Annotated in this window: 7 protein-coding genes and 1 pseudogene; 4 read left to right on the forward strand and 4 right to left on the reverse strand. The window is 38.1% G+C overall.

Translation table 11 applies throughout. The features are described from left to right. Window positions 1–206: 206 nt before the first annotated feature. Both BDR01S_RS23830 and BDR01S_RS26770 read right to left on the reverse strand, forming a co-directional pair. A complete protein-coding gene (locus BDR01S_RS23830) occupies window positions 207–581 on the reverse strand; it encodes a CotD family spore coat protein (protein WP_235846646.1) in 375 nt (124 codons plus the stop codon). Window positions 582–878: 297 nt separating this feature from the next. Further along, window positions 879–971 (reverse strand): annotated as a pseudogene (locus BDR01S_RS26770) (YjcZ family sporulation protein); the annotation flags it as partial. Window positions 972–1,231: 260 nt separating this feature from the next. Here BDR01S_RS26770 and BDR01S_RS23835 point away from each other — a divergent pair. After that, a complete protein-coding gene (locus BDR01S_RS23835) occupies window positions 1,232–2,653 on the forward strand; it encodes a tetratricopeptide repeat protein (protein ID WP_066250872.1) in 1,422 nt (473 codons plus the stop codon). A gap of 82 nt (window positions 2,654–2,735) precedes the next feature. Here BDR01S_RS23835 and BDR01S_RS23840 read toward each other — a convergent pair whose 3' ends face one another. Further along, window positions 2,736–2,963 (reverse strand): hypothetical protein, encoded by a 228-nt coding sequence (locus tag BDR01S_RS23840; protein ID WP_066250874.1) that lies wholly within the window; start codon window positions 2,961–2,963, stop codon window positions 2,736–2,738. Window positions 2,964–3,122: 159 nt separating this feature from the next. Here BDR01S_RS23840 and BDR01S_RS23845 point away from each other — a divergent pair, with 159 nt between their 5' ends. Further along, entirely contained in the window at window positions 3,123–3,578 is a 456-nt protein-coding gene (locus BDR01S_RS23845; protein ID WP_082797567.1) for a DUF2269 family protein, read from the forward strand. Between the two features lie 61 nt (window positions 3,579–3,639). On the opposite strand, the gene BDR01S_RS23850 is transcribed toward BDR01S_RS23845, so the two are convergent. Next, complete coding sequence (locus tag BDR01S_RS23850; RefSeq protein ID WP_066250878.1) at window positions 3,640–4,416, reverse strand: alpha/beta hydrolase; 777 nt, start codon at window positions 4,414–4,416, stop codon at window positions 3,640–3,642. Window positions 4,417–4,602: 186 nt separating this feature from the next. On the opposite strand from BDR01S_RS23850, the gene BDR01S_RS23855 reads away from it, so the two are divergent. Both BDR01S_RS23855 and BDR01S_RS23860 read left to right on the forward strand, forming a co-directional pair. Continuing rightward, window positions 4,603–5,280 (forward strand): AlkZ-related protein, encoded by a 678-nt coding sequence (locus BDR01S_RS23855; protein ID WP_066250880.1) that lies wholly within the window; start codon window positions 4,603–4,605, stop codon window positions 5,278–5,280. Window positions 5,281–5,571: 291 nt separating this feature from the next. Further along, window positions 5,572–6,816, forward strand: a complete 1,245-nt coding sequence (locus BDR01S_RS23860; protein WP_066250883.1) for an MFS transporter — start codon at window positions 5,572–5,574, stop codon at window positions 6,814–6,816. The last annotated feature ends 199 nt before the right edge of the window (window positions 6,817–7,015 follow it).

Here is a 7,015-nt window from a genome sequence, read left to right on the forward strand (position 1 = left end):
CCTATTTATTAGCTCGAGTGATTAACCTGCCGCCCCCCCCCCAACAGATTGGTGCGGATCCTGTCAAAGTTAATGAAATTTCGTAGAAACTTGGATAAATAAAGAAAAAGACGTATGCTATTCATACGTCAATTCTTGTGTCTTTTAATAAGAAAACACCCGAAAACGGAACCCTTTACCCTAACCGGGGGGGGGGCTAAAAGAAGCTAGAATCCAAATGGTCTTGGCGGACAACAAGGATTATATGGAACTCCGCACATGGTATGTGTTTCACAACATTCATTTACACATGACTCGGTATGTGGGAAAAAGTGTTTATGATTAATCATTTGCTTATTGACTGTAGTCGTGTGAGAAGGATGTAAATGCGTTACAACTTTATTGAATATATTTGTCTTAACATATTGTTGTCCTGGTGAAACTAACGGTGGATCATACTGAGCAGGAAACACTTGAGGTGGGCAGTATTCTGGACATCCTTGTGGTGGAAAGAATTGACCTTGCATCGGTTGAAATGGAGCTATCTGATTTGGCATCATATTGGGTGGAAAACCACCAAACCCACTTTGTCTATTCATCATTAAACGACCTCCATATGAATTTGTCTTGTTACATCATTAGTCTATGTGAACTTTGATTGTATGGACTAGTTTAATACCTAATTTTGAAATAAAAGTTATGTACATTATTAGTTTGATTTGTTCAATGGAGGAATCGGAAAGCATGTTAAAGTACCTTAAAGTTAATCAAAAAGACAGGTCATAACGACCTGTCAGAGTATGAATTCTTAACGTTGTTTTGACGTGAGGGAATTAACAACAAAAGCCTCCACCATAACCAACGCCACCGTAGCCACCGCCGTAGCCACCGCCGTAGCCACCACCCATAAAGGATGCACCTACGATGATTAAAAGAATAAACAGTACAACAATAAAAGCAAATCCGGATCCGTGATTAGTACCTTCGCTCATATTTAACACCACCTTTTGAGAGCATAAACTACCATATGTAAGGAATGTGGTTTTGTTGAGAGATACTTATAATGGATACGGAGAAGATGAAGTTGTGATAAATCCAAATGGTACATAATGAATTCATTTTTAGGGAACAAATTCGGGTTTGCGATTGGTAAAGGAATTCGTTACCGGTTTAAGGACCTCCTTTTTTCAATTATGTTATAATAAAGTCACGGAAGTAAATATGCTTATATTATGATTGGGGGCAAAATAAAATGGATAAAAAAGAAATGATGCCAACCAAAATTTCGATAAAAGATAAAAAACATATGCTAAAAGGTGAGGTAATCAGGTCAGCCGTATTTTCACGAAGTAAGGTAATGGAGGTTATAACGGAAGACCACGAAAGCTATTATCTAATTTTCTATAAACAATCCCTTATTTTTGGCGGGAAACTTGATCATGTCGAGGAAGGGACATTTATCCATAAAGCCATTCATGAAGGAATTCTAATTGAATCCCCGCATCCAATCTTAAGTGCTTTAATCCCCCGCGTAAACGTGACAATTCCGAATAAAAGTACCCTTTTTTCTCATCTCGAACTTCATTATTCACCCCAAGAAATGGTCTATATACTCACTACACTTGACTCTTTTTTCGAAAAAGAACTTCTGATCAAGACGATTGATAAGATTTTCTTCCACTTTAGACGAAACGGGAAATTTATGAAATCCTATCAGGTCCTTCAAATGTTAGCTGCCTTCGCACCAGACCTGAAATCAGCACAAGAACGTTTGGTCTCCCAAGAATTTAGTTCATACCACCATTTTTACCATTCCTCCAGTTTACCTGAAATCCAAGCAAAGGATCCCCTTTTTGTGGAGTTACATTGCTTCAAAAATCGCTCGAATGCCAATGAACGAATAGTGTTAGAAGAGATCTTAAGTAAAGACGACAGTGTAGAGGGGCTTCTGCTTTGGTTAGAAACCTCTGATAAGCTTCAAACGGCTAATAATTCTATTGAAAAATATACTGGCATTGCTTTACGTTTTGTGACGATGGAAGAATGGATGCTCATCCTAGGGAAAATCAACATCAATCCATTTCAAGCGCTTCCTGATTCAAAAGCGATGATCCAAAAAATGCTTCAAACTGGTAAGTATGAGCAAGCGGCCTTATGTTTATTGAATTTTATTGATGACCTGCCAGACTCCTATAATGCTATTCTCCTTACAATATGGGAGCATTCCGACCCGAAATTTGTCCTAAATCATTTTGATGATTTCATTAAATTACTGCAGCACCTGCCAAACTCAGAAAAAAGCAAGCAATTTGAACAGAAAGTGTTTCAATTTGCTGAAATCCTCCTTAAAGAGCATGACCTTAAAACCGTTTATGAAAAACTACTTCCGATTACAAAAGTAATTCCTAATTTAGAAGTGATTGGAAAAATTGGGGAAATGGTAAAATTATTAGAGGATCCTGATCGGATGATGGAATTGGGTGATTACTATGCAGAGTTTAAGCAATTCGACCAAGCTATCGATTGCTTCTTCTGGGAAATGGAAATGCAGCCAGACAATCCATCACCTGTACGGAAAATTAGTAAAATGTATCAATCTAAAGGGATGGTAAAAGAGGCTTCAGCCTATCAAAAGATATTTGCACAATTAAAAAGTAACCAAGAAACCGGTTGATGCTCCGTAATCCTTCAAAATTAAAGCAGTAGTTAAGGTCATCAGAGGACTTCTGATGACCTTAAAGGTTTGTAAGCCACGATTAAATTCTGTTTTTAACATCTTCTCTGATTTGTTCAATGATATTCTCAGCTAAATTTGCAGGCAGGGATTTGTCATTTTTAAAAACCCAGGCATTAACGAGTTCGAGGTCCCCTTTCTTAAAGGTGATACTATAATCTTGATTTTGGTAGGTAAAATCAGCTGTTACTTCTTCTTGGTCATATGCCTCTTCATCAATGATCATATTAACAATTTCATAAGGTTTCACAGATAATCTCCTTTGTATCCATCATATATATATAGGGTTAACTTTAAAATGAGGTTTATTCATAGAAAAATACAGCCACAAAAACTACTATATTTCACTTTAATATATTAGATAAGAATATGATAAAATGGGAATTGGAAGGAATGGAGGTTGGAGGAATTGATTACTTTCTATAAAATCCTTGTAACTCTACATATTTTTTCAGCCATTTTGGGGATGGGACCGGGCTTCATATTAACGACAGTGGTCAAATCTGGTAAAAACATGACTGAATTAAGACATTCATATAGGATTAGACATAAGCTACATATATTTGTAATGGTTGGCGGCACGCTATTATTAATCACAGGGGTGAGTATGGGAATCATCAATCCAAGCCTGTTTCGAATGGGCTGGTATGTAACCAGTCTCGTTCTCTTCTTAGCTGCACTAGCTATTGGACCACTCGTATTATCACCTAGGTCCAAACCAGTGAAAGAACTGCTAGAATCTCATAAAAGTGAAGAAATTCCCGAAGAATATTGGAAATTATCAAGGATCCTCTTTCGATTTGAAAACCTTGAAAATGTGATTTTTCTCATCATCATCGCCTTGATGACCTTAAAACCGTTCTAATCCGGTGTTATCAAAAAGGTGTCAGGCACCATCGTGGTGCCTGACACCTTTTTGAATTCGTCTATCTATCTGAGTATAAATAGGAGAGTACTTTTGGTATTCTTTTTCTAAAGAAACGATAGGAGTGTTCTGCATCCTCGACAAGCTGAAAGTGAAGGTCGTTTAATTTTTCGCTTAATATCTGATAAACACTATTGGTAAGATCAAGAAAAATCTGGTTCATTTCTTCATCGGCACCGACTTCTTTTGTTCCAAAGTCCATGTAAAATTTCTCAATTGCGGATAAGTCAGAAGCTTGTAGTAGTTTTTCGATTTCCTCTTGATTCCGATAAAATCCGGGCGATATTATTGCAATTCGTTTAAAAATATCCGGGTAACGACAAGCCGCATACGTTGAGATTAACCCACCTAATGATATTCCGGTCATTGAGGTATGATTTTCAATCGTACGGTATTTCTCATCGATTAATGGTTTCAGTTCATTCACAATAAAATCTATATATTCTTTACCTCGACCGCCTGATGCGCTGGCATATCCTAAGATTTGTTTGCTTACTTCGCCATTCACCCATGGGCAGGTTTCGTTAATTCGTTCATCACCCTCAGGGTTTTGATCTACTGCAACTACGATAATCTCGAGTCCGCTCTTGTCTAAGTAGTCTTTCATTCCTAAGGAACCCCCTCCAATGGCCCCTTCATCATCGAAAACATTTTGTCCGTCATGCATATACATTACTGGGAATCTTTTATTTTCCTCAGTATAACTATCAGGCAAGTATACGCTGATCAATCGATCTTGCTTGAAAGACGTCATATAAACTGGGAATTTTTCTAACACGATTATCCACCTGACTTCTGATTTTTCTATAATAAAAATTCACCATATTTTGCATTTGTACGATATATTTAATGTTTAGTATTATATCATTTTTATGGTTCCAATGAGTTTAGAATATGAAGGATTTACCTAAACTAATAGGGAAGTAAATAAAGAGACAATCGGATTAAAGGGAGAATGGTTGGCGTGGTAGATTATAAAATTAGTACATATGAGGAAGCAGTTCAGGTGATTAAAGAGGTTGGTTTACTTCCATTATCACCGCTAATACCTCACTATCCATCACTTGATAGCATCACTTCGAAAGAGCAGTGGTATTCAGGTTCGGATGATGACCCATGGATGTGGCGTGCTAGATTCCCGGTTGATGGAGTAGCCGCCTACGGAAAATTTATTAAGAAAAAGTCAATTTTAATCTCTTGTGAACTCCTCCCTTTCGTAAGGGCGATATTAGGGTCAAAGGATACAGTAGCTAAACGTTTTAATGACGGACTTGTTTCAAGAGAAGCCATGGAATTATTTAGACTGATCAGTGAGGAAGAAGGCATAGACACAAGAGTATTAAGGACCAAAGCAGGCATGAAAGACAAAGAAAAGAAAAAGCAGTTTGATAACGCTTTGTTGGAATTACAGGGGTCTATGGATATTGTTGTCTCTGGAACAAAGGAGAAAACCAACGTTTCGGGCGAGAAAAACGGCTGGAGCAGTACATCTTTCGAAACACTCACCTATTGGTCAGAAAATAACCATGTGGAACAAAGAAAAATAGAAATGGACGAAGCAAAACAAGAGCTGAAAAACCACTTTGCTAAGATATGCGGTCCTGAGTCCATGAAAACATTAGAAAAGATTTTTAAGCTTTAGGTTTAGGAGATTTTCATTGGTATCCATCTTACGACAAACTTCGCTATTGATTCTATGTGTTGAATCCAGTAGTATGGAAACTACGATAATTGAAAGGGTGACAATAAAGCCAATGATTCACTAAACCTATTAAAAGAAAAAAATTCGGATAAGCAAACGAACATATTTCTGGATAGGATTAGTGCGGGCTTTTATAGTCAAAAGGGAGAAAAAAGTACTTGGTGTACTGTGCCCTTTTGCTGCTTAAGTACCTCTACCTCCTGTCCAGATGATGGATGAGGAGGTTTTTTTATGGAAGAAACAAAAACAAACATTTCGATGGGGGACTTATTTAAAAATCAGGTGATACGTACCATCTTACTCTCGACGTTATTTTTACAAATCGGTATTTGGGTACGGAATTATTCCATCTTATTATTTGTCATCGAACAAACAAATGAAGATCCTGTTGCGGTCTCACTAATTTCTGTGGCAGAATTTGCGCCAATCTTTCTCTTTTCCTTTATTGGAGGCACCTTCGCAGACAGGTGGAAGCCGAAGCGGACGATGATTTGGTGTGATTTCCTCAGTGCTGTATCCATCTTTATTGTTCTGTTATCACTGGTATTTGGCGGCTGGAAGGTCATTTTCTTCGCCACACTGGTGTCATCGATTCTTTCACAGTTTTCACAGCCTGCTGGAATGAAACTTTTTAAGCTCCATGTGAAGGAAGAACTAATTCAGATGGGTATGTCTATGTACCAAACGGTGTTTGCTTTGTTTATGATTTTAGGGCCGATTATCGGCACTTTTGTGTTTCAGCATTATGGCATCAGTGCAGCGATAGCCATTATGGGGATTGCCTTCTTGCTGTCAGCAGCGATACTATTTATGCTTCCTCCTGACCGTGAACTAGAGGAAGGCCCTGTGAAAACCACGCTCATGGAGGAAATGAAGGATGGGTTCCGTTATGTATGGAACAGCCGGGCACTCACTTTGCTTGGGGGCTGTTTTGCTGCAGCAGGTCTAGGACTAGGGCTAACCCAGCCACTGTCTGTTTTCCTGATTACGGAAAGACTAGGTTTACCAAAAGAGGATCTTCAATGGTTGATGGCCGCGTTCGGAGCGGGGATGATTTTGGGTGGAGGCCTTACGATGGGGTTAGCTAAAAAGACTCCTCCGCAAATCTTACTCGCAATTGGAATGAGCGCCAGTGCCCTAGGATTTTTTGTGATGGGGATATCAGAACAGCTGTGGCTTACATTGACCGCCCAATTTATCAGCGGTTTGTTTATGCCTTGCATACACATTGGAATTAATACAATGATTTTGAAAAATACAGAAGAAGCTTTTATCGGGCGAGTCAATGGTATATTAAACCCGATATTTATGGGGACAATGGTCATTACGATGAGTGCAAGCGGATGGCTGAAAAAAACAACATCATTAGTAACAATGTACGAATTTTCTGCTTTACTTTTTATCATCGGGGTATTTATTTTAATTCCGCTTTTTAGAAATTCTGTTAATTTGTTGAAAAAGAGTGAAGAACTATAAATTTAAAAGCTGCTCTGTTTTTTATAAAGGGTTCCGTTTTCGGGTGCTTTCTTATTAAAAGACACAAGAAAAGACGTATGAATTGGCATACGTCTTTTTCAATATTTATCAAGGTTTCTACGAAATTTTATTAACTTTGACAGGACCGCACTTATCTGTTGGGGGGGAGGTAGGTTAATCACCCGAGCTAATAAATAGA

It is taken from the genome of Neobacillus drentensis NBRC 102427 (assembly GCF_001591445.1).
GTDB lineage: Bacteria > Bacillota > Bacilli > Bacillales > Cytobacillaceae > Neobacillus > Neobacillus drentensis.

Excerpts from the sequence above, each read along its gene's own strand:
- BDR01S_RS23830 (WP_235846646.1), bottom strand. The coding sequence starts at position 581 with ATGATGAATAGACAAAGTGGGTTTGGTGGTTTTCCACCCAATATGATG.
- BDR01S_RS23835 (WP_066250872.1), top strand. The coding sequence starts at position 1,232 with ATGGATAAAAAAGAAATGATGCCAACCAAAATTTCGATAAAAGATAAA.
- BDR01S_RS23860 (WP_066250883.1), top strand. The coding sequence starts at position 5,572 with ATGGAAGAAACAAAAACAAACATTTCGATGGGGGACTTATTTAAAAAT.